Here is a 1,594-nt window from a genome sequence, read left to right on the forward strand (position 1 = left end):
ACCATGATCCAACCCGAACGACCCAGGTCAAGCCGACCCGCCGACGAGCACCTGACCAGTCACAGATCCGCTTCTTCGGGGTCTCCATCAACGACTACCAGACCGACAGCGTGCTCGACCTGGTCGGCAGCGGTGACGTCGACGCCGTCCAGCTCATCTACAACCTCTTCCACCAGGCCCCCGAGGAGCGGCTGCTGCCGGCGTGCGCCGAACACGGCGTCGGGGTGGTCGTCCGGGTCCCGCTCGACGAGGGCAGCCTGGCCGGTCGGATCGACAGCCGGAGCACCTTCCCCGAGGGGGACTGGCGGCACAACTACTTCGGCGGCGACCGGAGAGCACAGGTCGAGCAGCGGGTGAACGCGCTCCTCAGCGACGTCGGCATCGCCCGGGAGAACCTCGCCGACCTTGCGCTGCGCTACATCCTCGCCGCGCCCGAGGTCTCCACGATCATTCCCGGCATGCGTACCGTCACCAACGTCGAACGCAACGCCGCCGTCAGCGACGGGCAGGGTCATGGACGCCGGGCTGCGGGCCCGACTGGCCAAGCACCGCTGGGAGCGCAACTTCTACCAGCCGGCCTGACCCGGCCCCGCGTGGCCTCCACCGCCGTGTGCGGTGGAGGTCCGTCTGGCTCTGGTCACCGCGTCAGCGACCGGAACTCCGACCAGACGCGGTCCGGTGCCACCCCAGGTCCCGCAACGGTTCGTCGAGGAACATCCGGGTGTCCGTGACGAAGGTCGGTTGGCCCACGAAGTACTCGTTCAGCTCCACCGTCCGGCGACCACCGATCCGTTCGGCGGCGAAAAACCTCGCGCTGAGTTGGTAGTTGAAGCTGGTCCGGGTCGAGTCCGGGCGGTAGAAACCCTCATTGGCCGGCAGGTCGCCGGTCGGCCGGTAACGCGCCCAGCTGCTCCGGGTGGCGACAACTCCTTCGCCTGACGCTGTTTCTCTTCGTACTGCTGCTGGCCGTCGAGGGCGGGCGCCCTCCGCCCGTCTCCGGACCGGCGAGAAGCAATGGTACGGACATCGCGGCGAGAACTGTTCTCCGATGCGCCAGGATTCGACCCCCCGATGTGAGGCAGGCGGACGATACGGGTGCGCCGTCCCGCGAACCGTCCCCTGATCGCAGATCGGGACGAACCACTGGGTGGGGCGTGGTGACCGACACCGGTAGCCGGTCCTCGGCGGGTACCGGCCCCAGGACGGCAGGGGCGTTCCTACCGCTTCTCTGCCGCGAGGTCGGGGAATCGGTGGCCAATTCTCTCATCGTGATTACCGTGTCACTTTCTGTGCGCATTGGCGAGGGGGTCGATTTGACGATCAATCCGGTGGGCGCGTAGCTTTCTCTCCGCCAGCGCAGAACGGACGAGGCAGGGCAACGACCCTGAAGGCCGGAGCGCAGGAGGCAACCTTTGGATCGGGTGGGTCAGCTCATCGGAATCCGAATCGGGTGGTGCCCCGGATCTGCCGAGAGGCGGATTTGGTCAGGCGGAACCGGCCGGGTAAGGTTGCCAGTCGGCAGGGGAACGGGCGAGCCAGCGGGTGACCGCAGAGCGGCCGGCCTGCCGAATCCGGTGGTCAAGCGTTGGTGTAG

The 1,594-nt window shown here is 67.7% G+C and carries 1 protein-coding gene; it reads left to right on the forward strand.

Features of this window, described 5'->3' with window-relative positions:
• On the forward strand, positions 1 to 731 hold a 731-nt coding region (locus V6U90_RS33290), incomplete at its 5' end, for an aldo/keto reductase (protein WP_334445131.1).
• Between the last annotated feature and the right edge of the window lie 863 nt (positions 732 to 1,594).

The sequence above is a fragment of the Micromonospora sp. CPCC 206060 genome (genome assembly GCF_036906895.1).
In the GTDB taxonomy this organism is placed as follows: Bacteria; Actinomycetota; Actinomycetes; order Mycobacteriales; family Micromonosporaceae; genus Micromonospora.